Origin of the sequence: Lentzea sp. NPDC004782 (assembly GCF_040609115.1) — a bacterium.
GTDB lineage: Bacteria > Actinomycetota > Actinomycetes > Mycobacteriales > Pseudonocardiaceae > Lentzea.
Genome location: NZ_JBEXJN010000017.1, coordinates 122,032 through 148,190 on the forward strand (window position 1 = coordinate 122,032; position 26,159 = coordinate 148,190).

23 protein-coding genes and 2 tRNA genes are annotated in these 26,159 nt (G+C 68.4%); 12 read left to right on the forward strand and 13 right to left on the reverse strand.

Annotated elements, in window-relative coordinates; genetic code table 11:
* Positions 1-123 precede the first annotated feature (123 nt).
* Positions 124-1,311, reverse strand: a complete 1,188-nt coding sequence (locus ABZV40_RS18285) for an FAD-dependent oxidoreductase (protein ID WP_355442312.1) — start codon at positions 1,309-1,311, stop codon at positions 124-126.
* A gap of 189 nt (positions 1,312-1,500) precedes the next feature.
* On the opposite strand from ABZV40_RS18285, the gene ABZV40_RS18290 reads away from it, so the two are divergent.
* From ABZV40_RS18290 to ABZV40_RS18300, 3 genes are all read left to right on the forward strand, one after another.
* Positions 1,501-1,701 (forward strand): hypothetical protein, encoded by a 201-nt coding sequence (locus tag ABZV40_RS18290; protein ID WP_045317853.1) that lies wholly within the window; start codon positions 1,501-1,503, stop codon positions 1,699-1,701.
* Between the two features lie 53 nt (positions 1,702-1,754).
* Complete coding sequence (locus ABZV40_RS18295) at positions 1,755-3,257, forward strand: AMP-binding protein (RefSeq protein ID WP_355442316.1); 1,503 nt, start codon at positions 1,755-1,757, stop codon at positions 3,255-3,257.
* Between the two features lie 168 nt (positions 3,258-3,425).
* Positions 3,426-4,754 (forward strand): LuxR C-terminal-related transcriptional regulator, encoded by a 1,329-nt coding sequence (locus ABZV40_RS18300; RefSeq protein ID WP_355442319.1) that lies wholly within the window; start codon positions 3,426-3,428, stop codon positions 4,752-4,754.
* A gap of 213 nt (positions 4,755-4,967) precedes the next feature.
* On the opposite strand, the gene ABZV40_RS18305 is transcribed toward ABZV40_RS18300, so the two are convergent.
* Positions 4,968-6,206 (reverse strand): helix-turn-helix transcriptional regulator, encoded by a 1,239-nt coding sequence (locus tag ABZV40_RS18305; RefSeq protein WP_355442322.1) that lies wholly within the window; start codon positions 6,204-6,206, stop codon positions 4,968-4,970.
* Between the two features lie 344 nt (positions 6,207-6,550).
* Here ABZV40_RS18305 and ABZV40_RS18310 point away from each other — a divergent pair, with 344 nt between their 5' ends.
* Positions 6,551-6,976: a PH domain-containing protein gene (locus ABZV40_RS18310; protein WP_355442415.1), complete on the forward strand. Its 426-nt coding sequence runs from the start codon at positions 6,551-6,553 to the stop codon at positions 6,974-6,976.
* On the forward strand, positions 6,973-8,514 hold the full coding sequence (locus ABZV40_RS18315; protein WP_355442325.1) for a PH domain-containing protein: 1,542 nt from the start codon (positions 6,973-6,975) through the stop codon (positions 8,512-8,514). Before ABZV40_RS18310 ends, ABZV40_RS18315 begins: the two co-directional genes overlap by 4 nt.
* On the opposite strand, the gene ABZV40_RS18320 is transcribed toward ABZV40_RS18315, so the two are convergent.
* Positions 8,493-9,434 carry a helix-turn-helix domain-containing protein gene (locus ABZV40_RS18320; protein ID WP_355442328.1) on the reverse strand — a complete coding sequence of 314 codons (942 nt, stop codon included), beginning with the start codon at positions 9,432-9,434 and terminating at the stop codon, positions 8,493-8,495. The two genes, ABZV40_RS18315 and ABZV40_RS18320, sit on opposite strands and share 22 nt — an antisense overlap.
* A 71-nt stretch (positions 9,435-9,505) precedes the next feature.
* Here ABZV40_RS18320 and ABZV40_RS18325 point away from each other — a divergent pair, with 71 nt between their 5' ends.
* A complete protein-coding gene (locus tag ABZV40_RS18325; RefSeq protein WP_355442331.1) occupies positions 9,506-10,786 on the forward strand; it encodes an MFS transporter in 1,281 nt (426 codons plus the stop codon).
* Here the strand turns inward: ABZV40_RS18325 and ABZV40_RS18330 are convergent.
* Positions 10,718-12,232 (reverse strand): helicase HerA-like domain-containing protein, encoded by a 1,515-nt coding sequence (locus ABZV40_RS18330; RefSeq protein ID WP_355442334.1) that lies wholly within the window; start codon positions 12,230-12,232, stop codon positions 10,718-10,720. The genes ABZV40_RS18325 and ABZV40_RS18330 overlap by 69 nt on opposite strands.
* Before the next feature lie 72 nt (positions 12,233-12,304).
* Between ABZV40_RS18330 and orn the strand changes: the two genes are divergently transcribed.
* The 3 genes from orn (at position 12,305) to ABZV40_RS18345 (ending at position 14,806) form a co-directional block, all read left to right on the forward strand.
* A complete protein-coding gene (gene orn / locus ABZV40_RS18335) occupies positions 12,305-12,910 on the forward strand; it encodes an oligoribonuclease (protein ID WP_355442337.1) in 606 nt (201 codons plus the stop codon).
* Between the two features lie 66 nt (positions 12,911-12,976).
* Positions 12,977-13,049: transfer RNA gene (locus ABZV40_RS18340), tRNA-His, on the forward strand.
* Between the two features lie 131 nt (positions 13,050-13,180).
* Positions 13,181-14,806 (forward strand): ABC-F family ATP-binding cassette domain-containing protein, encoded by a 1,626-nt coding sequence (locus ABZV40_RS18345; RefSeq protein ID WP_355442340.1) that lies wholly within the window; start codon positions 13,181-13,183, stop codon positions 14,804-14,806.
* A gap of 1 nt (position 14,807) precedes the next feature.
* Here ABZV40_RS18345 and ABZV40_RS18350 read toward each other — a convergent pair whose 3' ends face one another.
* Positions 14,808-16,808: a PQQ-dependent sugar dehydrogenase gene (locus ABZV40_RS18350; RefSeq protein WP_355442343.1), complete on the reverse strand. Its 2,001-nt coding sequence runs from the start codon at positions 16,806-16,808 to the stop codon at positions 14,808-14,810.
* Positions 16,809-16,964: 156 nt separating this feature from the next.
* A complete protein-coding gene (locus ABZV40_RS18355) occupies positions 16,965-18,098 on the reverse strand; it encodes an Ig-like domain-containing protein (protein ID WP_355442346.1) in 1,134 nt (377 codons plus the stop codon).
* Between the two features lie 281 nt (positions 18,099-18,379).
* Between ABZV40_RS18355 and ABZV40_RS18360 the strand changes: the two genes are divergently transcribed.
* Positions 18,380-18,453 (forward strand) — tRNA-Lys (locus ABZV40_RS18360).
* On the opposite strand, the gene ABZV40_RS18365 is transcribed toward ABZV40_RS18360, so the two are convergent.
* Entirely contained in the window at positions 18,415-19,236 is an 822-nt protein-coding gene (locus ABZV40_RS18365; protein ID WP_355442418.1) for a site-specific integrase, read from the reverse strand. The genes ABZV40_RS18360 and ABZV40_RS18365 overlap by 39 nt on opposite strands.
* Between ABZV40_RS18365 and ABZV40_RS18370 the strand changes: the two genes are divergently transcribed.
* A complete protein-coding gene (locus ABZV40_RS18370; RefSeq protein WP_355442348.1) occupies positions 19,150-19,833 on the forward strand; it encodes a hypothetical protein in 684 nt (227 codons plus the stop codon). The two genes, ABZV40_RS18365 and ABZV40_RS18370, sit on opposite strands and share 87 nt — an antisense overlap.
* A 354-nt stretch (positions 19,834-20,187) precedes the next feature.
* Here the strand turns inward: ABZV40_RS18370 and ABZV40_RS18375 are convergent, their stop codons facing one another.
* From ABZV40_RS18375 to ABZV40_RS18400, 6 genes are all read right to left on the reverse strand, one after another.
* Positions 20,188-20,475: a helix-turn-helix domain-containing protein gene (locus ABZV40_RS18375; RefSeq protein WP_355442351.1), complete on the reverse strand. Its 288-nt coding sequence runs from the start codon at positions 20,473-20,475 to the stop codon at positions 20,188-20,190.
* A complete protein-coding gene (locus ABZV40_RS18380) occupies positions 20,457-21,311 on the reverse strand; it encodes a site-specific DNA-methyltransferase (protein WP_355442354.1) in 855 nt (284 codons plus the stop codon). Before ABZV40_RS18380 ends, ABZV40_RS18375 begins: the two co-directional genes overlap by 19 nt.
* A complete protein-coding gene (locus tag ABZV40_RS18385; protein ID WP_355442357.1) occupies positions 21,308-21,880 on the reverse strand; it encodes a site-specific DNA-methyltransferase in 573 nt (190 codons plus the stop codon). The genes ABZV40_RS18380 and ABZV40_RS18385 overlap by 4 nt, the downstream gene beginning before the upstream one ends.
* 139 nt (positions 21,881-22,019) lie before the next feature.
* A complete protein-coding gene (locus ABZV40_RS18390; RefSeq protein WP_355442360.1) occupies positions 22,020-22,484 on the reverse strand; it encodes a recombinase family protein in 465 nt (154 codons plus the stop codon).
* Between the two features lie 272 nt (positions 22,485-22,756).
* Positions 22,757-23,572: a DNA methyltransferase gene (locus ABZV40_RS18395; RefSeq protein ID WP_355442364.1), complete on the reverse strand. Its 816-nt coding sequence runs from the start codon at positions 23,570-23,572 to the stop codon at positions 22,757-22,759.
* A 64-nt stretch (positions 23,573-23,636) separates the two neighbouring features.
* The gene (locus tag ABZV40_RS18400; protein ID WP_355442366.1) at positions 23,637-24,422 is read right to left on the reverse strand and encodes a hypothetical protein; all 786 of its coding nucleotides are present in this window, start codon (positions 24,420-24,422) and stop codon (positions 23,637-23,639) included.
* A gap of 784 nt (positions 24,423-25,206) precedes the next feature.
* Between ABZV40_RS18400 and ABZV40_RS18405 the strand changes: the two genes are divergently transcribed.
* Positions 25,207-26,139, forward strand: a complete 933-nt coding sequence (locus ABZV40_RS18405; protein WP_355442369.1) for a hypothetical protein — start codon at positions 25,207-25,209, stop codon at positions 26,137-26,139.
* Positions 26,140-26,159: the final 20 nt, after the last annotated feature.

A 26,159-nucleotide genomic window follows, 5' to 3' on the forward strand; every position in this document is an offset into this window, starting at 1 on the left:
GCGCCCTGGCCTGCCGGGCAGTTACGTGGATGATGGGCGCCTTCCTCCACCTGGGGTGGATGAAGGCGCCCTTCATCCACGTAACCAGACGGCGAGTTGCGCACACGGCTTCCGGTTACCTGCTCAGACCAAAGAACCCAGGTCGGCCTCACGCAGCTGTTCCGGTGTCACGGTCGCCTGCGCGTCCACCAACGCGCCCAGCGCCTTGCCCTGGTCCCAGACGTTGACGTTCATGGCCGCCCGCACCCGTCCGTCGCGCAGCCAGAACGCGATGAACTGACGCGCGGCCAGGTCGCCGCGCACCACCACCTCGTCGGCGGGATCGGCGAGCCCCCGGTACTCCATGCCCAGGTCGTACTGGTCGGTGAAGAAGTACGGCGACCTCTGGTACGGCTCGTCCAGCCCCAGCAGCGAGCCCGCCACGTGCGTGCCCTGGTTCTTCGCGTTCGCCCAGTGCTCGACCCGGACCCGTCCGCCGTGACGCGGATGGTCGTGCGCGGCGATGTCGCCGGCCGCGAAGACGTCCGGTGCGGACGTGCGCAACGCCGCGTCAACGGCCACGCCACCGTCGGCCAGCTCCAGACCGGCGGCCTCGGCGAGCTCCAGGCGCGGGGTCGCGCCCACGGCCAGCAGCGTCACGTCCGGCAGCAGCTCGGTGCCGTCGTCCAGGAGCACGCCGGAGGGCGAGAAGCCCGCCACGCCGGTGCCGAGCCTGAACTCGACGCCGTGCTCCTCGTGCAGGCCGCGGAACACCCGGCCCATCTCCGTGCCGAGCACGCGCACCAGCGGTTCGGACAGCGGGTCGACCACCGTGACGCGGCAGCCGTGCGCGCGGGCGGCGGAGGCGACCTCGCAGCCGATCCAGCCCGCGCCGATGATCACGACGTGCCTGCCCTCGCGCAGCGCCGACTTCAACGCCAGCGAGTCGTCGATCGTCCGGAGCACATGTCCTTGCGCGCCAGGCAGAACGCGGGGACGTGAACCCGTCGCGAGCAAGAGCCGATCGTAGGAATGCACTGCTCCATCGGAGTCAACGACCGCGTGCTCACCGGGTCGCAGCTCCAGCACCGAGACGCCGAGCAACAGGTCGATCTCGTTGTCGGCGTAGAAGGACGGCTCGTGCACCCAGTGCGGTTCGGCGGCCTTGCCGAGCAGAACGTCCTTGGACAGCGCGGGAAGCTCGTACGGACGATGGTGTTCGGTGCCGAACATGGTGATCTTGCCGCCGTAGCCGCGGTCTCGGAGCGCGCCCGCCGCGGAGGCACCGGCGAGGCCCGTGCCGACGATGACGATGCGTTGCGGTTCCGCCATTTTCACCCCTCCTGGTGACCAACTCTCATCTCTCGTGCGACGCTATCCGCAGCTCGGCACGGTCGCTTGACGGAGACATCACCGGGAATCGCGGAACCTTCGTCATGACCGGCGGCCGCACGCGTCTCATCCGCGCGAGCGCCGGAACCACCGGGCCCGGCGCGCCGAGTGAGCTGGAGGAAGAAACCCGTGGGAGCCAAAGAGGAGTGGCAGGTGAGCTGCCGCGACATCGCTTCGCGCCGACGGGACTTGACGGTGTTCGTCAGCCAGGGGCACATCGTGATCAACGTGCCACCGGGAGAGGCAGCCGTGCTGACACCGCTGGAGGTCGGTCGCCTGCGGGCCGCGCTGAGGGAAGCCGTCGTCGCCGCGTCCGACACGGAGCTGTGACCGCCGTCACAGCGTTACCTACTCGCAAGTAGGTAGATGGCAGAGTGGGCGCCATGGTGACCCGCGTGCTGCTGACCCTGGTCAAAGCCGGAGTGATCCGGCCGTTGGGCCCGCGAGGCCTCGCCGCGACCGCGCGCGGGTATCTGCAGTGGGACATCACGCTCGCGTGGGGTTACCAGACCGGCGCGGGACGACACCCCGACCGCGCGGCGATCGTCGACGACGACGGCGTGCTCACCTACGCCGAGGTGGACGAGCGCACCAGCCGCCTCGCGCACGCCTTCCGCGTCCGGGAGCGCGTGGGCCTGCTGTGCCGCAACCACCGCGGTTTCATCGAGACGATGACCGCGTGCACGAAGATCGGTGCCGACGCCGTCCTGCTCAACACCGGCCTGAGCAGAGGACAACTGGCCCAGGTCGCGCAGGACCAGAAGCTCGACCGGATCGTGGCCGACCGCGAGTTCGCCGACGTGCTGCCCGACGTCCCCACCTACTTCAGCGACGAGCTGGAGTCGCTGATCCGCAACGGACCGCGGGCCCCGTTGCCCCGCAGACCTCCGCGCGGCCGGTTGACCCTCCTCACCTCCGGCACGACCGGCACCCCGAAGGGCGCGCGCCGGCCGGAACCCGCGAGCCTCGCCCCCGCCGCCGCGCTGCTGTCGCGGATCCCGCTCCGGCACGGTGACGTCATCGCCATCACCTCGCCGCTCTTCCACGCCTGGGGCCTCGCCGCGTTCCAGCTCGGGCTCGTGCTCGGCGCCACGCTGGTGCTGCGCCGCAGGTTCGACCCGGCGCAGACGCTGAAGGACGCGGAGCAGTGCACGGCCATGTTCGTCGTTCCCGTGATGCTGCAACGCATGCTGGAGACCCCGCACCGGCCGAAGCTGCGGGTCATCGCCTCCAGCGGCTCCGCGCTGCCGCCGCGCGTCGCCACGCGCACCCTGCGGGAGTTCGGCCCGGTGCTCTACAACCTCTACGGCTCAACGGAAGTCAGCTGGGCGAGCATCGCGACGCCTGAGGAGATGCTCGCCGAGCCCGGCACGGCGGGACGGCCGCCGCTCGGCACCCGGCTGGCCATTGTGGACGACCAGGGCAACCCGGTGGCGCCCGGCGAGACCGGCCGGATCTTCGTCGGCAACGAGATGCTCTTCGACGGCTACACCAACGGCACGAGCAAGGAGTCGTTGAACGGACTCATGTCCACCGGCGATCTCGGCTACGTCCGCAACGGCCTGCTGTTCGTCGCCGGGCGCGACGACGAGATGATCGTGTCGGGCGGCGAGAACGTCTACCCGGGCGAGGTCGAGGCCCTGCTCTCGAACCTCGACGGCGTCACCGAGGTCGCGGTGGTCGGCGTGGAGGACGAGGAGTTCGGGCAGCGGCTCGCGGCGTTCGTCGTCGGCGACGAAACCCTGACGGCCGAACACGTACGTGAACACGTGCGGGCGAACCTCGCCCGGTTCTCCGTGCCGCGGGATGTTTTCTTCGTCAACGAGTTGCCCCGCAACGCGGCCGGGAAAGTGCTGAAACGCCAGTTGCGCGAACAACAGCACTGAGCAGGTAGCCGGAACCGGCTGGTGAGGTGGATGAAGGGCGCCTTCTTCCACCTGGCGTGGAGGAAGGCGCCCTTCATCCACATAACTGCCCAGCCTTCGCCGCGCCTGCGGTGCTCAGCAGGGCGCCTCGCGGCACTAAGCTCGGCCCCAGAACAGGGGGCTTGATCCATGACGGTTCCCGGCCGGACCGCCGATCCTCGGTCCAACGCCGTGCACAACCTGCGCGAGGCCCGCATCGCACTGGACGAGGGCAGGCCGGGCGAGGCGCTGGAGTACGCGGAGAAAGCGGTTGCCGCGTTCGCGTGGCTGGACGACGCCGAGGGCGTCGCGGAGGGCGTGCTGGCGCAGTCGGTGGCGCTCGGCAAGCGCGGGTTGTGGCCGAGCGCGCTCGACACGATCGACCGGGTGCAGGAGATCGCGGCGGCGAACCGCCACATCGGACTGCAGGCCCGGTGCAGCTTTTCCCGCGCTGTCGTGGAACTGCGGCTCGACTCGCGCGAACGCAGCTTCAACTCGTTCGCTCGCGCGCTCGGGCTCGCCGAGCTCACCGGCGACAACGAGCTGATCGGCTCGGTGCTCTTCGAGCAGGCCCGCGTGATGCGCATGCAGTACCACGAGCACTGCATGATCCGCACCGAGGAGAGCCGCTGCAGCCTCGACGGTGAACCGTGCGTGCGCAAGCTGCGGCGTGCGGAAGCCTTGTGCGCACAGGTGCGCGACCGGTGGAAGCAGGTCGGCGACCCGGTGCGGATGGCGATGGTCAACGTGCTGCTGACACACGTGCGCATCGATCTGGGTGAACTTGACCGCGCGCACCGCAGCTGGCAGCGCGCTGACCAGTTGCTTGCCGGAAGGAACCGGCCGGTGGCGCGGGCGGAGGCGTTGATGGCGCGGGCCAGGCTGTCCGGTGCGCGCAAGCGGTACGCGGACCAGATCAGCCAGCTGACCCAGGCCGCGGAGCTCGCGATGAGCTGCCTGGCCCGGGAGGTCGCGGTGCACGCGCACCAGCAGCTGAGCGAGGCCCACGAACGGTCCGGCGACTTCGAGCGGGCGCTGCGGCACGCGCGGCTCCAGCTGGAGCAGTACCGCCTGTGGGAGCTGCAGGAGGGCCGCGACCTGCTCAGGATGCGCGAGCACGACCTGTCGTCGCGACTCGTGGAACAGTTGGCGCACAGGCGTTTCGAGCCCAAGCGGGAGGACGCCGTGGTGCGCGTTCCGCACGCGGGCGAGCTGCACGAGACGGGCACGGCGGAGCACACCAACACCCGGATCGCCCGCGCGCTGCGGGCCGGGCTCACCAAACGCGGCATCGAGGTGCTGCGGCTCCTGGCGGCCGGAGCGAGCACGGCGATGATCGCGGAGTCGCTCGGCCTGTCCCCCAAGACCGTGCAGAACCACCTCCAGCGCATCTACGCGACCCTCGCCGTCAACGGCCGGGCCGGTGCCGTCGTGTGGTGGATGAACCTGACCTCTGATCAGTCATCCATTGTCAAGTAATTGACAAATAGTCCGAGCAGACCGAGGTGTGATCGCCCGTTCGGCCGCTTGCCGCCTACGGGGTGGTCGCGGTTCTTGGGTGATTTACCCACGTCGGCGGCGTGGAATTAGGTGATGTGACGGGTAACTGGTCTGTGTCATGCTCCGTTAACAAGATGTCCAGTTAACCAGCGAGGGGCGGTCATGACCGGGCAACGTCGCCTGCTCGCCCCGTCAGTGTTTGCGGAGGGCGATCCGCGCCACGTCGCGCCACAGGAGCGGGTCGACGCCTTCGGGGTTGATGTGCTCCAGCAGCGCGGCCAGTGCCGTGCGCGCGCCGGCGCTGCCCTCCGGGTCGACCTCGTCCGCCGCCCGCACGAGCAGGAGGTGGCACCGCAGCTGCTGCTCGGCGTCGAGCTGTCCGGTCGCGATGGCCTGCTCCGCGAGCTCACGCGCCCGGTCGACCTCGCCGTCGCGCAACGCCAGCTCCGCGCGCAACGCCCGTGCGTGCGCGAGCAGACCGTCCTGCCGGCGCATCGCGGCGACGGTCGTCTCCACCTTGTCCAGCAACGCCACCACCTCGTCGAGGTTCGCGCCGGGCGTGCGCAGCGCGATCGACGCTCCCGCAAGGCGAACACGGCAGCGGTACTCGGGATCACCGTCGAAGTCGTCGAGCATGCCGACGGCCTGTCGGATGCAGTGCGCGGCCTCGGTCCGGTCGCCCAGCCGGTCGGCGACCTTGGCGCGCGCCCACCACGTGGAGATCGCGAGCCGGTCGCGGCCGAGTTCGGGCAGCCGCGCGGAAAGCTGGTCCACCACCTGTTCGGCGTCGGCCAGCCGTCCGGCCGAAGTCAGCTCCGCGCACAACGAGATGAGCGCGCGCGTGTTGACCCGACGCACCCGTTCACCGTCACCGGTGGCCAGCTCAACGGCCTCGCTCGCGGCCCGCACGGATTCGGCCGTCCGGCCGAGGCGCCGCAACGAGGATGCGCGCAGGATCTCCACCAACGCGTCCACCGCCGGACCGGGAGACCACGACTTGCGCAGCTTCGCCGCCGCCAGCAGCAGGCCCTCGTGGTCTCGTTGCCGCGAGAGCATCACCAGCCGGGTCCACCGCACGCACCAGCCGAACATCTCCTCGTCGGACCGCTTTCCCAGCGTTTCCAGCAGGTCGACGGCCATCACCAGGTCGCCGTCGTGGTAGGCGAGCAGCGCCTCGCACCACGCCAGCGCCTCGTCCTGCATCGCGGTGCGGTCCTCGTCGACCATCAGCTCGGACGGGTCGACGCCGAGCACCTCGGCCAGCCTGCGCACCACGGCGGGCGACGGCACCCGTTCGCCGGACTCCAGCCGGGACACGTAGCTCATGGAGACGCCGGGGCACGCGAGGTCCTTTTGCGACAAGCCGCGTTGCAACCGGACCGCCCGCAACCGCGCCCCGAACCTCGTCAACGACTTCCTGCCCTCATCCACGGCCGCCACCAATCGAACGGAGCCCCTCAATGAAGTTGAACACTATCGCTCGAATCGTCGCAGCAGTGATCCTCAGTTTGGGGGCGCTGGCAGCGGCGGCCGGTGCAGCCGCAGCGGACACGCCTGACCGCAGCTTCCTGCCGCCGTACTGCACCACGCCCTGATCGTTTCGCCCGGTTGAGGTGGTCTTGCCTCCCTCGCAAGCAAGACCACCTCGCCACCTCCGCATCAATTGGCACACCTGGCCACATCGCCGGTGGTGCGTGAGGCACCCTTGTGGGGTGACTCTGCAACTGCGCACGCCTCGTCACCAGGTGAGTTCCAGGTCGGTCCTGCTGTGGACGATGCAGGCGGCCGCGTTCTGGCTGGTGCTCTTCGTGCCACAGCTCGTGGTGTTCCTGCTGGTGAGTTCCCCGCCCACGTGGGAACTGGCGCTCCTGATCGCGACGCTGGTCGTCGGGGTCGTGCACACCGCGGTCGAGCCGAGCTGGCGCTACCGCGTCCACCGCTGGGAGACCACGCCGGACGCCGTGTACACCCTCTCCGGCTGGCTGAACCAGGAGTGGCGGGTGGCGCCCGTGTCGCGCATTCAGACCATCGACACCAAACGCGGGCCGTTCCAGCAGTTGCTCGGCCTCGCGACGGTCACGGTGACGACCGCGTCGGCCGCGGGTCCGGTCGAGATCGAGGGCCTGGACCACGAGGTGGCGCAGCAGCTCGTGGTCGAACTGACCGACACCACCCAGGCCACGCCGGGTGATGCCACGTGAGCACTCCCCCAGGAGTACCCGCGGGCCTGCCCGCCGCACCGGAGCTCACCGAACCGGTCCCGGAGTGGCACCGGCTGAACGTGCGCATGCTGCTCGTGCGCCCGCTCAACGAGGGCATCGCCCTGCTGGTGCCGATCGCGGTGCTGCTCTTCACCGGCAACGGCGAACCGTGGCGGCTCGGCGCCAGCGGCGTGACCGTCGCACTGATCCTCGCGGTGAGCTACTTCGCCTGGCGCACCACGAAGTACCGCATCACCGACGAGAAGGTCGAGCTGCACACGGGTCTGTTGACCCGCAAGCAGCTCGCCGTGCCGCGCGATCGCATCAGGACGGTCGACCTGACCTCCAAGCCGGGCCACCGCATCTTCGGGCTGTCCGCGGTGCGGATCGGCACCGGGCAGCAGCACACGGAGGGCACGGACGGCCTCACGCTCGACGCCGTCACGTCCGAGGAAGCGGCCCGGCTGCGGCAGTTGTTGCTGCGGAAGGTGGTCGCATCCCAGGCGACGGGCGAACCGCGTGCGGCGGTGGAGCAGCCGTCCCAGGTGATCTCCCAGCTGGACCTGAAGTGGCTGAGGTTCGCGCCGCTGTCTCTCTCCGGTTTGGTCGCGATCGGCGCCGTGTTCGGCGTGCTGTCCAACTACGCCGACGACCTCGGCCTGCACCCGGTCCAGGACCTGTGGGAGTGGCTGTTCTCCCACCCGAGCGTCACGTTCATCGGTGGCGCCGTGATCGCGCTGGCCGTGCTCAGCCTGGTGCTGTCGGTGCCGCTCTACGTGCTGCAGTTCTGGAACTACCGGCTGACCCGCGAGCCCAACGGCACGCTGCACGTGCAGCGCGGCCTGCTCACCACCCGCTCGGTGACGGTCGAGGAGCAGCGCCTGCGCGGTGTCGACATCCAGGAACCGCTGCTCGTGCGCGCCGGCCGCGGCGCGAAGACCGTTGCGGTGACGACAGGTCTGGGCACGAAGGGCGAGAGCAACCTGCTGCTGCCGCCCGCGCCGCTGGCCGTGGCGCACCAGGTCGCGCGCGACGTCCTGAAGGTCGAGGACGACCCGACCACGCGCAAGCTGCGCAGGCACCCGTTCGCCGCGTTGCGCCGCAGCGTGGTCCGGCACGTCCTGCCGTGGGCGGTGATCACGGCGGGCCTCGCGCTCTGGGCGCCGTCGTGGGCGTGGCCGATCCCGGCGGTGATCATCCCGTTCGCCGCGCTGGTCGGCTGGGACAACTACCGCTCGCTCGGCAACGCGCTCGACGAGCACTATCTGGTGACGCGCAACAACTCCCTCGTGCGCAGCACCGTGGCGTTGCAGCGCACCGGGATCATCGGCTGGCGCATCCGGCGGTCGTTCTTCCAGCGCCGCAGCGGGTTGATGACGATCGGCGCGACCACCGCGGCGGGTGCCGGCGTGTACCACGTGACGGACGTCGGTGAGACCGACGGGCTCGCGCTGGCCGACGCGGCGGTCCCCGGCCTGCTGCGGCCGTTCCTGGTCGGATCGTCCACTGTGGAGGGTCAAGCCGAGCGGAACGTCTGACGGTAGGCGGACGGCGACACCCCGATCGACGCCGCCAGCTGCTGCCGCAGCGCCGCCCCCGTCCCGAACCCGGCGTGCCGCGCCACCTGGTCGATCGGCAGGTCGGTGGACTCCAGCAGGTGCCTGGCCCGTTCGACGCGCTGCTGGGTCAGCCACCGGCCGGGAGACATGCCGGTCTCCGCGCGGAACCGCCGGGTGAACGTGCGCACGCTCATGCTGGCCTGCCCGGCCAGCGCGGCGAGCTCCAGCGGCTCGTCGAGCCGGTCGAGAGCCCACGCGCGGGCGGGTGCGGTGGAGGAGCCGGGGTCGTGCGGCACCGGCCGGTCGATGAACTGCGACTGGCCGCCCTGCCGCCACGCCGGGACGACGCAGTGGCGCGCGACCCGGTTCGCGACTTCGCTGCCGTGGTCGGACCTGATCACGTGCAGGCACAGGTCGATGCCCGCCGCGACGCCCGCCGAGGTGAGCACGTCGCCGTCGTCGACCCACAGCACGTCCGGGTTGAGCCTGACCTTCGGGTAGAGCGCACGGAACTGGTCGGTCGTGCCCCAGTGCGTCGTGGCGGGACGGCCGTCAAGGATTCCCGCCGCCGCGAGCACGAACGCGCCGGTGCAGATCGACATGATCCGTTCGGCACGAGTGGTGGTGAGCGCGTCGTGCACCGCGGGTTCCAGCGTCCCCGCCGTGCGCGCGGGCACGTAACGAGTGCCCGGGACGAGCACGGTGTCGGCGTCTCGGATCACGTCGAGGCCGTGGTCCGGCGTGATCGAGTAACCGCCGGTCGTGGCGATCGGGCGGCGGTCCGGCGAGCAGACCAGCACCTCGTAGCGGTCGTTCAGATGGTTGAACATGTGCGTGGCGGTGCCGAGGTCGAAGGCGACCGACTCCTCCAGCGCGAGCACGGCGATCCGGTGGGCCATGGCCCGATTCTTTCACATGTTGGCTTCTCGGCCACTGGTTGTCGGATCCACCATCACGGAGCCTTGTCGCCGTGAGACTGCATTGGGCCTGGGTGGTCGCTGGGGTGTCCTTCATCGCGTTGGTCGGTGCCGCGTCGTTCCGCGCGGCGCCCGGCGCGTTGATCGAGCCGTTGCGGGCGGAGTTCGGCTGGTCGACCGGCACGGTCTCGCTCGCCATCTCGATCAACCTGTTGCTGTACGGGTTGACCGCGCCGTTCGCGGCCGCGCTGATGGACCGGTTCGGCGTGCGGGTCGTGGTGACCTACGCGCTGACGATGGTCGCGATCGGCAGCGGGCTGACGGTGTTCATGACCGCGTCGTGGCAGCTGGTGCTGCTCTGGGGTGTCGTCGTCGGGCTCGGCACGGGTTCGATGGCGCTGGCGTTCGTCGCGACGATCACCGGACGGTGGTTCGTGCGGCACCGCGGCCTGGTCACGGGCGTGCTGACGGCCGGTGGCGCGGCCGGGCAGCTGGTGTTCCTGCCGCTGGTGGCGTGGCTGTCGGCGGCCTACGGCTGGCGGCCCGCGTCGCTGGTCATCTGCATCGCCGCGCTGGCCGTCGTGCCGCTCGCGGCGTTTTTCCTGCGCGAGTACCCGCGCGACGTCGGACTCCTGCCCCTCGGGGCGACGGAGGACACTCCCCCGCCGCCGTCCGGTGGTGCGGCCCGGCGCGCTCTGACGGCATTGGGTTCGGCGGCGCGCACCAAGCCGTTCTGGTTGCTGGCCGGTGGTTTCGCGATCTGCGGTGCCTCGACGAACGGGCTGGTGGGCACGCACTTCATCCCCGCCGCGCACGACCACGGCATGCCGACGACGACCGCGGCCGGGTTGCTGGCGCTGGTCGGCGTGTTCGACATCGTGGGCACGGTCGTGTCCGGCTGGCTGACCGACAAGGTCAACTCAGCGGTGCTGCTCGCGTCGTACTACGCGTTGCGCGGGCTGTCGCTGATGCTGCTGCCGCAGCTGTTCGGCGAGTCGGCGCACCCGTCGATGCTGGTGTTCATCATCTTCTACGGCCTGGACTGGGTCGCGACCGTGCCGCCGACGGTGGCGTTGTGCCGCCAGTACTTCGGCCTGTCCGGCCCGGTCGTGTTCGGCTGGGTGTTCGCGTCGCACCAGTTCGGCGCGGCGATCGCGGCGTCCGCGGCCGGGCTCACCCGCGACCACCTGGGCAGCTACGACCTGGCCTGGTACGTCGCGGGCGCGCTCTGCCTCGGCGCGGCGGTGCTGTCGGCGTCGTTGCGGTCAGCGCCGCTTGCGCGAGGTGCCGAAGATGCCCCGCGTGATCTCGCGCGCCAGGGCGCTGCCGGCTGACCGCAGGAACGACTTCACGGCGCTGTTGCCGAGCACCTTCTCGACGAGCCCCGGTTCCTCCTTCTCGTGCCTTGGCGGTTCCGGGGCTTGTTGTTCCTGTTGGGGCGGCGCGACTTTCTGCATCAGCTGCTCGTAGGCCGACTCGCGGTCGACGGTCTCCGCGTACTTGCCGTGGAGGTCTGACGCCTGTGCAGCCTGCTTGATCGCATCGTTGCCGATGGTGTCCATCAACGACCGCGGCGCCCGCAGCCGGGTCCACGCGACCGGCGTCGGCGCGCCCTTCTCGCTCAGCACGGTGATGATCGCTTCGCCGATGCCGAGCGACGTGAGCGCCTTCTCCAGGTCGTAGTGCGGCGTGTTCGGATACGTCTTCACCGTGCGGGACAACGCCTTCTGGTCGTCGGGCGTGAACGCGCGCAGTGCGTGCTGAACGCGCGCGCCGAGCTGCGACAGCACGTCGTTCGGGATGTCGGTCGGCAGCTGCGTGCAGAAGAACACGCCGATTCCCTTGGACCGGATGAGCTTCACGGTCTGGGTGATCTGGTCGAGGAACGCCTTCGACGCGTTCGCGAACAGCAGGTGCGCCTCGTCGAAGAAGAAGACGAGCTTGGGCTTCTCGACGTCCCCCTCTTCCGGCAGCGTCTGGAACAGCTCCGCCAGCAACCACATCAGGAACGTGGAGAACAGCTGCGGGTTGCCCTGCAGCTCGGCCAGTTCGAGCAGGCTGATGACGCCCTTGCCGTCGCGTTCGCGCATCAGGTCGGCCGGGTCCAGCTCGGGTTCGCCGAAGAACCGGTCGCCGCCCTGCGCCTCCAGGTTGACCAGCGCCCGCAGGATGACCCCCGCCGTGGAGCTCGACACCCCGCCGATGCCCTTCAGGTCCTCCTTGCCCTCGTCGCCGGTGAGGTGCTGGATGACGCTGCGCAGGTCCTTGGTGTCGAGCAGCGGCAACCCCTTCGAGTCCGCCCAGTGGAAGATCAGGCCGAGCGTCGACTCCTGGGTGTCGTTCAGGCCCAGCACCTTCGACAGCAGGATCGGCCCGAAGCTCGTGATCGTGGCCCGCAGCGGAACGCCGAGACCGCCCGTGCCGATCGACAGGAACTGCGTCGGGTACGCCTGCGGCTGCCAGTCGTCCCCGGTCTCCTTGGCGCGGGTGTCCGTGCGGTCGCCGCGCTCGCCTTCACGCGACAGACCGGACAGGTCGCCCTTCACGTCGGCCATCAGCACCGGCACGCCGTTGCTCGACAGCTGTTCGGCGAGCAGCTGCAACGTCTTCGTCTTCCCGGTGCCCGTCGCCCCCGCGACGAGCCCGTGGCGGTTGACCATGGACAACGGGATGCGGACGTGTGCCGTCGACTCCACGGTTCCGTCGACCAGCACAGCGCCGAGCTCGATGGCCGCGCTCTCGGACGCGTACCCGGCAGCGATCTCAGCTTGAGCCGTCATGCACGGGGAGCGTAACCAGGTTGCTGCACGCCGCCACTCGAAGTTGACGCTCCGCGCAGTAATGTTCCGGGCGTGATGGATCGTCTGGTGTGGATCGACTGCGAGATGACCGGACTCGACCTGGGCAAGGACGCTCTGATCGAGATCGCGGCACTGGTCACGGACGCCGAGCTGAACGTGCTCGGCGACGGCGTGGACATAGTGATCCACGCCTCCGACGACGTGCTCGCCTCGATGCCGGAAGTCGTCATGGAGATGCACGCCAAGTCGGGCCTGACCGAGGAGGTGCGCGCGTCCTCGGTGTCGCTGGAAGAGGCCGAGGCGGCCGTGCTGGCCTACATCAAGGAGTGGGTCCCCGATCCCAGGACCGCGCCGCTGGCGGGCAACTCCATCGCCACCGACCGCGGGTTCATCGCCCGCGACATGCCTGCGCTCGACGCCCACCTGCACTACCGCATGGTCGACGTGTCGTCGATCAAGGAGCTGTGCCGGCGCTGGTACCCGCGCATCTACTACGCGCAGCCGGGCAAGGGCCTCGCACACCGGGCGCTCGCCGACATCGTCGAGTCGATCCGGGAGCTCGCGTACTACCGGCGCACGGCGTTCGTGCCGCAGCCCGGCCCGACGACCGAACAGGCCCAGGCCGTGGCCGCTGAGCTGCTCAAGAAGGCCGAATGACCCCCTGATTTCTTTATCGGTGGATGACGTTGCTATGCTTTCCTCGCCGGTCACGGACCGGTGATGGTGGGTGTAGCTCAGCTGGCAGAGCACTGGGTTGTGATCCCAGGTGTCGCGGGTTCAAGTCCCGTCACTCACCCTGACAGCCGGATTATGTTCGCGGAAAGCGCGAACATAATCCGGCTTCGTTGTGTTTTCTGGGGGCCGAGCCCCCAGACCCCACGCCGGGGGCAAGCCCCCGGACCCCCATCCCTGTGTGCCGGAGTGTTCATGACCACGCTCGTCGCCAAGGACCTCGCCGCCGGTCACGGTGACCGCGTCCTGTTCTCCGGACTGGACCTGGTGGTGGCGCCCGGCGACGTCATCGGGCTCGTCGGCGTGAACGGCGCGGGCAAGTCGACGTTGCTGCGGACGCTCGCCGGACTGATCCCCGCAGAAGAGGGCCGCGTGTCGCTGAACCCGCCCTCGGCGAACGTCGGCCACCTCCCCCAGGAACCGGAACGGCGCGCGGGCGAGACCGTCCGCGGCTTCCTGGCCAGGCGGACCGGTGTCGCCGCGGCTCAAAGCGCTCTGGACGCCGCCACCGAGGCGCTGACCGCGGGCAACGACGAGGGCTACTCCGACGCGTTGGACCAGTGGCTCGCGCTGGGCGGTGCCGACCTGGAGGAACGCTCCCTGGAGGTCGTCGGCGAGCTCGGCCTGACCGTGGGCCTGGACGCGTTGATGACGTCGCTCTCGGGCGGTCAGGCCGCGCGGGTGGGCATGGCGTCGTTGCTGCTCAGCCGCTACGACATCTTCCTGCTGGACGAGCCGACCAACGACCTCGACCTCGACGGCCTGGAGCGGCTGGAGAAGTTCGTCACAGGGCTGCGCGCGGGCACGGTGCTGGTGTCGCACGACCGCGAGTTCCTGGCCCGCACGGTCACCAGCGTGCTGGAGCTCGACCTGCACCAGAACGCCGTGCACCTCTACGGCGGCGGCTACGAGTCGTACCTCGAAGAACGCGCACGGGCCCGTCAGCACGCACGCGACGACTACGACGAGTACGCCGACACCAAGGCGTCGCTGGAGGCCCGTGCGCGGATGCAGCGCGCGTGGATGGAGAAGGGCGTGAAGAACGCCCGGCGCAAGGCGGGCGACAACGACAAGAACGCCCGCAAGTTCCGTGCCGACGCCACCGAGAAGCAGGCCTCGAAGGCCCGCCAGACCGACCGCATGATCGAACGGCTGGAGGTCGTCGAGGAGCCGCGCAAGGAGTGGGAGCTGCGGATGGAGATCGCCGCGGCCCCGCGTTCCGGTGCCGTCGTGGCCTCGTTGCGGGCGGCGGTCGTCGAACGCGGCTCGTTCCGGCTCGGCCCGGTGGACCTGCAGATCGACTGGGCGGACCGGGTCGCGATCACCGGTGCGAACGGTGCCGGCAAGTCGACGCTGCTCGCCGCACTGCTCGGAAGGGCAGAGCTGACGTCGGGCTACGCGACGCTGGGCTCCGGTGTCGTGGTCGGCGAGGTGGACCAGGCGCGCGGACTGTTCCTGGGCGAGCTGCCGCTGGTGGACGCCTTCCAGGAGGCCGTGCCGGACATGACGCCCGCGGACGTGCGGACGTTGCTGGCGAAGTTCGGGCTGAAGGCGGCCCACGTCCTGCGCCCGGCGGCATCGCTGTCCCCCGGCGAACGGACACGCGCCGCACTGGCGTTGCTGCAGGGGCGCGGGGTGAACCTGCTGGTGCTGGACGAGCCGACCAACCACCTGGACCTGGCCGCGATCGAGCAGCTGGAGCAGGCGCTGGAGAACTACCCCGGCACGTTGCTGCTGGTGACGCACGACCGGCGGATGCTGGAGGCGGTCCGGGTGAACCGTCACCTGACCGTCGCGAACGGCCAGGTGACGGTTTCCTGAGCTACCTCAGCTCCACCTTGTAGATCTGGGTGTTGCTGTTGTTGGGGATGGAGTCCTTGTCACCGTTGGACGTCGTGAGCCAGAGGTCACCGTCCGGCGTCTTCTCGACCGTCCTCAAGCGGCCGTAGGCGCCCTCGAAGAACGTCTGCGGCTCGCCACCGATCGGGATCCGGTAGAGCCGCTGGCCGCGCAACGCCGCCAGGTACAGCACGTCGTCCACAACGGTCAGTCCACTGGGCGAGGCCTGCGACACCGGCCAGGTGTGCTGCGGCTTCAGGAAAGTCGGGTCGCCGCACTCGCCGGACGTGCCCTCGCAGGCGGGCCAGCCGTAGTTGCCGCCGGGCCTGATCAGGTTGATCTCGTCCATCACCGAGTTGCCGAGCTCGGCCTCCCACAGCCGCCCGCGCGAGTCGAACGCCAGCCCCTGCACGTTGCGGTGGCCGTAGCTGTAGACGTACTTGCCGGGGAACGGGTTGTCGCGCGGCACGCTGCCGTCCGGGTCGACCCGCAACACCTTGCCGCCCAACGAGTTCAGGTCCTGGGCGTTCGAGCCGACCTGGCCGTCGCCGGTGGCGACGTAGAGCTTGCCGTCCGGGCCGAACCGCAGCCGGCCGCCGTTGTGGAACTTGTTGCGCGGGGCACCGGTGAGCAGCACCTGGTGGGTGCTCACGTCGATCTTGCCGTCGACCAGCCGGAACCGGACGAGCCGGTTGTCGACCGGGCTGGTGTGGTAGGCGTAGAGCCAGCCGTCGCGGTACTCGAGGCCCAGGAGGCCGCCCTCGCCGTCGGTGCTGACGACGTTCGGGACGTGGCCCGCCACGGTTTTGGTGCCGTCGGGCGCGATGCGGATGATGTCGCCGGTGTCGCGCTGGGCGTAGAAGGCCGTGCCGTCCCTGAGGAATTCGAGCCCCCACGGCACGTCCTTGTCGTCGGTGACCTTGGTGACCTCACCGACGGCGTCACGGCCTGGGCGGGTGGTGGCGGCGAGCGGGGTGGTGAACGGCGAGACGTTGCCCGCGGCGTCGATCGCCCTGACCTGGAACTGGTACGGCGTCTGCGCTTTGAGGCCCGCGATGGTCGTCTGCGAGCCGGTGGTGGTGCCGACCTGGGCGTTGTTCGAGAACACCGCATAGCTCACGACGCCGACGTTGTCGCTCGACGCGTCCCACGCGAGCGAGACGCTGTTCGCGCTGACCTTGGTGACAACGGCGTTGGAGGGCACCGAAGGCGGTTCGACGTCCACGACGGCGGCCGGCGTGGTGACCGTGACGGTGTTGCCGGCCTGGGAGAGGTTGCCCGCGGCGTCCTTCGCGTTGACGTAGAAGGAGTACGTGGTGCCCGGGCTGAGGCGCGTGACGTTGCTGGAGAGCGCGTCACCGGCAACCGACTTCACGAACTGGCCGGACTGGTAGATCTCGTAACCGGCGACGGCCACGTTGTCGCTCGCCGGGCCCCACTGCAGGTTCACCGAGGTGGCGGTGAAGGCTTTCACCGAAAGGGCGCCGGGCGCCGTGGGCGGTGTCGTGTCGACGACGCCCGGCGTGCCGTGGACCTCGAACTCCCGCAGCTCGTAGTCGCGGAAGCACGGCCTGGTCAGCGAAACCCTGACCCAGCGGCCGAAACCGGTGAGCTCGGTGTTGTCGTCGCCGCCGCGCCCCTTGTCGGTGCGGTAGACGTCGCGCCAGTACACGCCTTCCGGCGAGGTCTGGACGGTGTAGCTCTTCGCGCAGAGGAAACCCCAGCGCAGCACGACCCGGTTGATCGTGGACATCGAGCCGAGGTCGATGGAGATCCACTGCCGGTCTCCGCCCTCGCTGCGCCACGTCGTCCGGCGGTCGAGGTCGGTTGCTTTCGACGCGACGTGCCTCGCGTTGCTCTCGCTCGACGCCGTTGCCGGTCGGGCGAACGAGAGCAGCACGTCGTCCGCGTGTGCGGGTGGTGCCGCCACCGCCGTGAGCGCCAGGGCGCTGATGACCACGATCAGTCTTCGCAGCGGAGCCACGATGCCTCCCAGGTAGGTCGGGCGGCGGTGGCGGCGTTCAGCCTTTCACAAACGTTTTCAGCTCGCCAGGGCCCCGGCGCCGCCGAACGATGAAGGGCTCCTTCATCCACGTGAGGTGGAGGAAGGAGCCCTTCATCGAGCTGCTTGCGGGCCGGTCTACCGGTTGCCCTGCACCCACTGGGTCCACGGCACCTGCCAGTCGCCGAAGCCGTCCCACGGCTCCAGCGCGGGCCCGCCGGAGTTGGTGACGATCACGACGTCACCCTGCTTGCTGGTGTCGTACACCCACTTGGCGTTCTCCGGCGAGAGGTTGAGGCAGCCGTGGCTCACGTTGCGGCGGCCCTGGTCACCGATCGACCACTCGGCCTGGTGGAAGAAGATGCCGCTGTTCGACATCCGGAACGCCCAGCTGACCGGCACCTTGTAGCCGCCGTTCTCCAGCGCCAGGCCGTACGTGGTCGAGTCCATGATCATGCGGTCGTGCTTCTCCATCAGCACGTACGTGCCGGTGGGGGTGGTGTTGGCCGCGTTGCCCATCGAGGTGGGCATGGTCCGCACGACCTGGCCGTTGACCTTGACGTTGACCTGGTGCGTCTGACCGTCGGCCTCGTAGATGACCTCGTCGCCGACCGTCGTGGTGATGGTGCGGTCTTCCTGGCCGTAGATGCCGTCACCGATGTGCTTGCCGTAGACCTTGATGTTCATCGTGATCTTGGTGCCCGGCTTCCAGAACTTCTCCGGCCGCCAGTGCACCTCCTTCTTGTTGAACCAGTAGAAGGCGCCCTCGACCTTGGGCTCGGTGGTGATCTCCAGCATCTTCTCGGCCGCGGCCTTGTCGGCCACCGGCTCGTCGAAGTAGAAGGCGAGCGGCTGGCCCACGCCGATCGTGGTGCCGTCCATGGGGTTCGTCGACACGTACGTCAACGTCCGCGGCTTCACCGTGGTGAAGGACGACTCCTTGGTCTGCGGCTTGCCGTCCTCACCGGTCGCCGTCGCGGTGAGCTTGTACGTCTTCGCGTACCCGAGCGGCTCGGTGTTGGTCCACTGCGTCGACTCGGCGTTCATCTTGCCCTCGACGACCTTGCCGTCGGGGTTGGTCAGCTTGACCTCGGTCAGCTTCCCGTCCGCCGCCGTGGCGATGACCGGCAGCCCGGGCGACACGTCGACCGCGCCGTTGTTCAGCGCCAGCGTCAACGTGACGGGCTTCGGCGGCGGCGGAGCGCTCGACGACGTGCCCGCGGCCCCCTTCGAGTCCCCACCGCCACCCGAACAGCCTGCGATCAGAATCACAGCGAGCCCCGCCGCGACCACCCCACGACCGCGCCTGCCCCACATCCCCATCGACGTACTTCCGATCTACTTGTCGCCCGCTCCCGAGACTGCCTGCACGAAGTCGTTTTGGCGTCCCCCGACAAGGTGACGACACGGGGTACCCCGAAGTTGCGCGAGTGGCCGGATCGTTACGTGGGCGGTGTCGCTCAAACGGCCGTTGACCAGCCGATTGGGAGTGTGCCGATCCGCTGTGCTAACGTTCTTCACGTCGGAACGGCAAGTGACCGGCACACAAACAAGCGCCGCTAGCTCAGTTGGTTAGAGCAGCTGACTCTTAATCAGCGGGTCCGGGGTTCGAGTCCCTGGCGGCGTACTTCGGAGAAGCAGGTAGAGATTCGTCTCTACCTGCTTCTTTGCATTGTTCGTACCCATTGTTGCGCTCCTCTTCGGTGTTGTGGATCTTGCTTTGCGAGCCCGAGATGAGCCCGAGACGCGAATGATCTTCGATCGCCGGACGTTCCGGCATGACGCGTACCGAGGCGACCTTGCGCGGCACGAGGCGGGCGATTCCCTCAGCGGTCGCGCGGGCGACCTGGGGCAGCACGCCGGTGTAGGTGTCCGCGGTGATGGTGATCGAGGAGTGCCGGAGCATGCTGGACACGACCTTCATGTCCGCCCCTGACGCCAGCGCGAAGGTCGCGGCGCCGTGCCGAAGGTCGTGCAGTCGGATCGGTGGCAGGCCAGCTTCCTCGACAAGCTTGTTGAACAGGTCGGTGACGTCGGCCGGGTGCAACGGTGAGCCATCGGGTTGGGTGAACATCAGGCCGAGGTCAACCCATGCGTCTCCCGCCTCTTCACGCTCACGTTGCTGCCGGGATCGGTGAGCGCACAGCTCCAGAACCGTTCCGCGGTCGAGCGTGATGATTGCCACGCTGCTGTCGGTCTTCGGGGTCCCGAATTCGGTTTCCCAGCCGACCTGGAGCAGCTGGAACCGAATGGCGAGTGATGCCGCGTTCTCGTCGAGGTCGGCCCAGTACTGCCCCAACCCCTCGCCGCGGCGGAGCCCGGCGTGGGCGAGCAGGTGGAAGAACGCGTACAGCCGGTGGTGCGCGATGAAGTCGAGGAAGGTGCCCGTCTGCTCCGGCGTCCACACCATCACCTTGCCGGGGATCTCCCCTGTTTCCAGCCAGCGCGCGACGCGAGCTTCGGTCCACACGAGGGGCTTGGGGCGCACCTCGGGCGGGAGCTCGACCTTGACGGCCGGGTTGAAGGTGATCAGCCTCGATTCTCCGTGCATCGCGTCGTTGAGAGCCTTGCGCGCTGTGGCGACGATTCGGTGCATCGACGCGACGCCGACCGGGCGGCGGTACCTCACCAGCGCTCGCTGATCCGGGTCCGGGCTGTTGCGCAGCTCCTCGATCCGTTCGTTGAACTCCTCGATCCGCTCGAACATGAGCGTGAAGTCCGCACCTTCCAACTCGTCGAGCCAGATCTCGCCGAGGTACGGAACGAGGTACAGCCGGACGTGGGACTCGTAGCTGCGGTAGGTGTTCTTCGAGATGCCCTTCCGCTTCGACAACCAGTCCTGGAAGTAGGGACCGACCTGGATGCGGTCACGCAGGCCGCCTTTCGGCCGTACCCGCCGACGCACGGTGTCCTCGTCGGGGATAGCCGCCTGGTTGCTGAGAGCTTCCGCGATCAGATCGCCGACCTGTGTGAGCGCCTTGGTGTCACCCTGCCTGGGGATCGCTAGCAGACGCCGAACGAGGTCGAGTTCCTCCTGCGCCGCCGTCTCAGAGTCGAAACTCGTGCGGCGGCGTGGTCGCCGTTCACGGTTCGCGTCCGCGGGCAGCTCGATGCGGTAGCCCCACGAGCCGTGTTCACTCCGGCGCAGTTTCGGGCAGGACAGACCGAACGGCTTGCCCGTTTCCGGGTTGCGGCACGAGCAGCGTTTGAAGGTGGAGCCGAGCGCGACGCCCTTCGACGGGTCAGCCCTTCTGGATCGCATGACTACGATGCTCGCGCTGCGAGGGGGGCCCGAGCGAGCCCGAGAAATGGGTGAACTTGGCCCGAGGCATAGGAATCCGTTCGTGTCGAGTGTGGACTGTCAGTGACGAGTCCGACGCTTGTCCTGGAGCTTGGCCACGATCGGCTGTGGTCGCGCACTCGGAGCCGACGGCGTCGGCACCGACTCAAGTCCGAGTTCCCGCCGCAAGTCCGCGGTCGGAACGCGGTAGGCGGAACCGACGCGTACAACGCGGCAAGGGAACTCACCTCTGCGCGCGAGCATGTACGCAGTCGTACGTCCGAGTCCGAAAGCGCGGCCCGCGACCACGATGTCGACGACGGCGGGCAGCGCCATGACTTCGGCGACGGTCAGCGGCTTGGCTGCCACGGCGTCTCCCCTTCCTGCTCTGCGAAGCGGGCGATCGCGAGGTCGTGGAATGCAGGGTTGAGGTCGATGCCGATGTAGCGGTGGCCGAGCGCCCGCGCTGCCACTCCGGTCGTCGCGGTGCCGCTGAAGGGATCGAGTACGACGCCTCGACGGGGGCAACCGAGTTCGATCGCCTTCGCTGCGATGTCTACCGGCCCCACTGCGTTGTGCGCGCCGCGGTAGGCCCGCACCGGAACGCTCCACAGATCCGCTTCACGGGTCGAGCTGAGGTAGTGGCGGTCGGACGCGGCGAACAGGAACACGGTTTCGTAGGAAGTACTGAACCTGTCGCGGACCGATTCCGGGGCCGCGTTCGGCTTGTGCCAGACGACGGCGCTGCGCAGCAACCATCCGTCCTGGCGCATCGCGAACGCCACTCGCCAAGGAAGTCCGATCAAGGACTTGCGTGGCATCCGCGACTGCGGCGGACGATGAGCGCCATGCCGCCGTTCGCGTACCCGCTCTTGTGCGGTTCGGGAGGACGAGCCGGACGCAACGTAGTTGCCCCACGAGCCGCCATAGGAGTCGCCCAGGTTCACCCAGCACGTTCCAGTCGGCGTCAGGACGCGCTTGACCTCCGCGAAGACTCTGCGCAGCGACGCGGCGTAATCCTCGACGGTGAGTTCCATTCCGTACTGACCGTCGACCCCGTAGTCACGCATGCCCCAGTACGGCGGAGACGTGACCACGCAGTCGACCGTGGCCGTGCCCAGGGTGCGCAGCACCCGCAACGCGTCGCCCTTGAAGAGCGTGACGCCAGGCGCGTGATGGTGTACGAGCTCAGTCCAGCTGTTCATGCCACCCACCGGTGCCTCTCGTCAGATCGCTCGGAGCTGATGCCGACGAACCGGCGCCCGCACTGCACTGCGGCGAACTCCACCGACGCGGCCTCGTGGAACGGATCGACGACCACGCCATCGAGAGGGCATCCGGCTGTGATGCAGCGGGATGCGACGTCGAACGGCAGCTCCGGTCGCGGTGACGAAGCCGCCGAGCTGAACCACACATCACCCGGATTCCGCGGTTGCGCTTGGCCTCCTCGCGATGCGACACGAACCGCATCGAGGTCGAAGCTGTACTTGCGTTGCTTAGCGAACAGCAGCAACGTTTCGTAGCTGCTGCTAAGCGCTAAGGTCCGCCGGCTCATCTCGTCGGCGATGGACCAGACGATCGCATTGCGCAGAACCCAACCGTCGCGCTGCAACGCCAACGCGATGCGCCATGGGACGCCCTCCATCGAGGAACCACGGCCCCCTCGCGCGCCCGCGACAACGTCCCCGACACTCAACCAGGCAGTGCCGTCATCCATCAGCACGCGCTTAAGGTCATCGAAGACGTCGCGAACGTAAGCGACGACTCGGCGCATCGCCAGGTCCTCGTTCGACAAGCGCGACACAGCGCAGTGAACCGACCGCTCTCCAAGCTGAGACACGCCCCGCTCAACGGCGCCAAGCCCGTTCACCGACGCGAGGCCGGAACGTGCACAGAGACGTCCGGAGAGGTGGTTACGCGGCACTGACATGACCACCTCCCGCTTCCACCTGCTTGGGCTGGGCTTGACGGAAAGTGCGCTCGTCGATGAGCGGCTCGTGCACCATCGGCACTGACATGACCCACTGCTCCACCGGCACGGGACGGCCCGCTGCGGTGCGAGCCCAGACCTGGCGGCCGGTGTACTTGATGTTGGTGACGATCCGCGCAACCGCCCTGGCCGTCCACCGGCCGTTGGGTGTCGGGGGCGGGTACTGACGCAGGTCGCTGTTGAGTCGTTCGGCGATGACCTCGAACGGCAGACCGTCATCGGCACGCCAGACGAAGATCTGCCTGACGACCGCAGCGGTGTGCCATTCGGGAACGAGGACCGCGCGCAGTTTGCTGTGCCCGGTCAGCTGGATGACGCGGATCCTTAGCGCGCGATAGCCGTAGGGCGGCGGTCCGATCTGGTAGCCGGCGCGCACAAGGTCGACCATTGCGGCGCGGGCTCGTCGAGTCGTCTCGGCATGGTGTGCCCTAAGGGCGGCCCACTGGATGCGGTCGCCACGACTGGTCGAGCTTTCCTCGATGACTGGCTCGCTGGCGGCCGATTGGCCAACGAGACCTGTCCACAGCCGTGACCACCACGGTGGACAAGTCTCAGCTAGCGGTGTGCTGGTGCAGTGGTGGCCAGCTGCGGCGCGCAGTGCGCTTCGCTCACGTAGGAACTTGGGGTGCCAGTCGCACTCAGGGCAATGCAGACGCGTTGTCATGCAGCTCGCCTCCTACCGGACTGCTCGGCACGGTCGACCGGGGTGTGCAGGACGTTGTCCTTGACCGGCGGTGGCATGGCGGTTGCAGAGGCCAGCTCGGCGTCGTGGGCGAGTTGGAAGACGAGCACCTCGAGGTGCGCCGTGAGTGCCGTAGGTGTCCCGGCCGCGCGGGCGTGGTCCGCGGCGCGGCGTTCGGCGAAAGACGCGTGGGTGCTCAGTCGAGCGCCGTACAGTTCTGCGGTCAGCGCGATGCATCGTTCGACCGGTGCCAACCCTGCGGCGGTCGCGGCAGTGATCAGAGGAGTGGTGAGGTCGAGCAGCGAGCCGTCCGGGTGCCTGCGTGGACGGGCGACAACGACGAGGTGTCCGCCAGAGCGGAGCAACGGCTCGCAGTACTGCATGGTGCGAGCGAGACCAGTGGTGGCGGAGGTCGCGTCGTGGACCCGGTCGGATGTGGCTCGCAGTGCGGTCAGAACGAGTCCGACTTGCCCAATCATTCCGGCGGCGAGAGCGCTCGCGAGGACCTTCGGCCGTGCATCAAGAACCCCGCCGTCGCGCCACGCGCCAGCTGCCCTGGCCGCGGTGATGTTGGCGCGGGCAAGCGCCCACCATCGGCTGTCGGTGGTCAGTCCGACTGCATGACGGCCGGTCCTCAACGCCTCGGCCAGGGCGGTCCCGGAGCCGCAATCAGGATCAAGAACAAGGTCGCCAGGGCGCGTGTACGCCTCGATCGCGTAACGGGCGACGGTCGGCGGGATCAGGTCGGAATCAGTCTCGGTACCGGGAGCGCAGTCGCTGTCGCGGAGCTGCATGAGCAGAGCACGCTGGCCAGTTGCCCAGACCGAGATCGGAGTTCGCCACAGAGGGCTCTGACCGTCATTCATCGGAGGCCTCCACGCGGTCGACGACCTGAGCTAAGGCGCGCTGATGCGTGAACAGCAACAGATCCGTGTACGCGTTCCTGTGTCGGACCGGGACGGTCGATCGTCTCGGGAGGATCGGGGAACGGTCGCGCCCGACGCAGCGAGCCGGCGAGAGCGGTCCGGGGCTGACGGGTTCTCGCAGAAGCGCGATGCGATCGAGGTACTGCAGCCCGACGTGACGCGCAGCGGGCACCAGTTGCCTCGCTGGGTCGATGAACCGACTGTCGGAGCTGTCACCGTGGGTGATGACAGCAAGCGTGCCGGTCGGGGTGAGTACGTTCGCCCAATCCGTGGGTCGGAACCAGCTCAGCGTGTGAGGTCCGGCTGCGGCGATGATCAGGTCGTAGAGGTCCGGACCGTGTGCGGTCGTGATGGAGTCAGGTTCATGCAGCCGTTCCGTTGGCTGTCCGACCACGTGTTCGTCGGACGCGCTCGTGGTGTCCCGCCCAGGCCCGTCTTGCGGTCCGGCGGGCTTGTCGGCGACGGCCTCGGTGAGGAGTTCAGAGTCTGCGACTGCGGTCGCGACCTGAACGCCGCGGCCTAGTCGGACTACGGTCCAGCTCGCTTCATGCAGGCCGACATAAGGGTCGGCCTGAGCTTGATTACGTCGCAGTGGTGAGACCCGCCCCGCAGGACAAGACAGGTACGCGGCGGGAGCCAGCAGTAGCACTCGCTGGCCTGGCTTGGTGTAGGTAGTGACGATCTTGACGACGGCGCCGAGTAGCCAGTTGGCGAGCAAGCCCGTGCCCTCGTTGCGGTCGTCCCGAGCGCACAGCCACACGGTGCTCGGCCGAGCTGTACGCCCAGGGGGCACCGCGCGGTAGCGGGTGCGCGAGCGCAGTGTTCGCCGCGCCTGCAGTCGCGGTAGCAAGGCAGGCGGAAACTCGGCAGCACCGCGCTTGAAGTCATCTTCTGAGGAGCTGTTGCCGTGTGCTGGTGTCATCGTTAGTGCCTCCGACGGATGAAGTGCCCCGGCGTCCTGACACCCCTTAACTCCGTTTTTCGGCCACATTTTGGACAGGCCCACCTGTTTTTCTTTCTGACCACCGACGGTTACCGGCAGCGTTCAGGGGTTGCCGCTTCGGCCGGGACTGCCGAGGCGCACGCCCATACGTCTGTCCAGCGATGCCAGAGAACGCAACACCTCACCCGCGAGTGCAGCCAGAAAAAATATTCTCAAGATCTTTTAGGAGGGCAGTTCCAGCGATCACACGACTTCCAGCAGCCATATGCCAGCGCATACCAGCGCACTACTAGTGATCTACCAAATGTCCAGCTCAGGGCATACCCGAGCCGATCAAGGTTCGACTTTGCTTAAGCCCCAACCGGTGGACCGTATAAGAGGTGAGCAGAAGATCAAATAGTATCCGCCTGGTATCACACTGGTTGCGCTCTAGTAGCGCCGTGGTATTTCGCTGGTATCGGTCATGGCTTCCTAGCTTCGTCGCCTTTCACATCGAAGAGCTGGGAGCCATGAGATGCCTCAGGATTCAACACCTCACCGCAGTCGCGACGAAGCTGCGGTGAACTCGTTGGATATTGCAAGGGATGCCTTCAACTGGTTGGTGACCGGACCTCATCCGGTGTCACTGAACGGCCGGCTCTTCGCGGGTCTGCCTGATCGACTCGTCCCGCTGGACGAGGTCCGTGACCGGCTGTTGGCGCGTCACTGTCCGCAGGAGACTCGCGACGCGGTATGGGCACACCTGGTGCTGCGATCCCGTACTGAAGGAGCGACCTGGACCGTCGCCGCGGTCGGGGTCGCACTGCCCGCGCTCATCTCGGTTGCAGCGACCTTGACTGACCGTTTCGCCAGCGATCCGGCCGACGTGCACGCCGAGGTGCTGCGGGGGTTCCTGACCGCGTTGGCGACCGTTGACCTGCGTTCGCCGCGGATCATGCTGCGACTGCGGTGGGACGCATACAGGTCCGGCTACGACGAGCTCACCAAAGCCCTCTCGGGTCCGACCCCGGTCGCGCCGGGCTTCCGATCCACGCCGCCGCAGGCGCCGTGGGGGCATCCGGATCTGGTGCTCGCTCGTGCGGTCGCGGAGGGAGTCCTGACCCAGACTGAGGCCGCCTTGATCGGCGCGACCCGGCTGGAACAGGTGCCTCTCGCGGAGTGGGCCGCGCAGCACAAGACCGGCGAGTGGGCGGCTTACAAGACTCGCAAACGCGCCGAGCTACGCCTTGCCGCGTACCTGCGAGACAGCGCAGCCGAGTCCGATCCGGCTGATCCTCTCACCGACCAGGTCGCCACCGCGATCGCGCTGTCTCGTCCAGTCAGACCCGTTCGAGTCCTGCCGATTTCGTCACGCTCTGTGTCCGCCGGGACCGATGAAGACGAGCAGAAAGTTCAGGGTCGTGTGTCCAAAACGGACGCGAAATCCGGAGTTAAGGGCTGCGGGACACACCCGCGCTCCGCCCGACCTTCGGAGGTGCCCCCATGCGCCTGACCACTCACGCACCCGCCACG

Bases quoted from the DNA above. Each gene is read 5' to 3' on its own strand.
- ABZV40_RS18285 (WP_355442312.1), bottom strand. From the start codon at position 1,311: ATGGCGGAACCGCAACGCATCGTCATCGTCGGCACGGGCCTCGCCGGT.
- ABZV40_RS18295 (WP_355442316.1), top strand. From the start codon at position 1,755: ATGGTGACCCGCGTGCTGCTGACCCTGGTCAAAGCCGGAGTGATCCGG.
- ABZV40_RS18300 (WP_355442319.1), top strand. From the start codon at position 3,426: ATGACGGTTCCCGGCCGGACCGCCGATCCTCGGTCCAACGCCGTGCAC.
- ABZV40_RS18310 (WP_355442415.1), top strand. From the start codon at position 6,551: ATGCAGGCGGCCGCGTTCTGGCTGGTGCTCTTCGTGCCACAGCTCGTG.
- ABZV40_RS18320 (WP_355442328.1), bottom strand. From the start codon at position 9,434: ATGGCCCACCGGATCGCCGTGCTCGCGCTGGAGGAGTCGGTCGCCTTC.
- ABZV40_RS18330 (WP_355442334.1), bottom strand. From the start codon at position 12,232: ATGACGGCTCAAGCTGAGATCGCTGCCGGGTACGCGTCCGAGAGCGCG.
- ABZV40_RS18345 (WP_355442340.1), top strand. From the start codon at position 13,181: ATGACCACGCTCGTCGCCAAGGACCTCGCCGCCGGTCACGGTGACCGC.
- ABZV40_RS18365 (WP_355442418.1), bottom strand. From the start codon at position 19,236: ATGGTGTGGACGCCGGAGCAGACGGGCACCTTCCTCGACTTCATCGCG.
- ABZV40_RS18380 (WP_355442354.1), bottom strand. From the start codon at position 21,311: ATGAACAGCTGGACTGAGCTCGTACACCATCACGCGCCTGGCGTCACG.
- ABZV40_RS18385 (WP_355442357.1), bottom strand. From the start codon at position 21,880: ATGCGCCGAGTCGTCGCTTACGTTCGCGACGTCTTCGATGACCTTAAG.
- ABZV40_RS18390 (WP_355442360.1), bottom strand. From the start codon at position 22,484: ATGGTCGACCTTGTGCGCGCCGGCTACCAGATCGGACCGCCGCCCTAC.
- ABZV40_RS18395 (WP_355442364.1), bottom strand. From the start codon at position 23,572: ATGCAGCTCCGCGACAGCGACTGCGCTCCCGGTACCGAGACTGATTCC.